This is a genomic window from Bacillus cereus group sp. BfR-BA-01441 (assembly GCF_022663075.1).
GTDB lineage: Bacteria > Bacillota > Bacilli > Bacillales > Bacillaceae_G > Bacillus_A > Bacillus_A cereus.
In genome coordinates this window covers 1-215 of the sequence record NZ_JAKUEU010000450.1, presented here as the reverse complement: position 1 = coordinate 215, position 215 = coordinate 1, and the positions used below count along the sequence as shown (strand labels likewise).

Here is a 215-nt window from a genome sequence, read left to right as displayed (position 1 = left end):
GCAACAAAACTCTAAACAGGAGGATTCCTCTCAAGATAAGCAACAAAGTGCTAAACAAGAGGATTCCTCTCAGGATAAGCAACAAAACTCTAAACAAGATGACTCTTCTCAGGATAAGCAACAAAACTCTGAACAGGAGGATTCCTCTCAAGATAAGCAACAAAGTACTAAACAAGAGGATTCCTCTCAAGATAAACAACAAGGTGCTAAACAAG

Annotated in this window: 1 pseudogene; it reads left to right on the top strand. The window is 38.6% G+C overall.

Features of this window, described 5'->3' with window-relative positions:
• Positions 1-215, top strand: a pseudogene (locus MR107_RS31160) (spore germination protein); the annotation flags it as partial.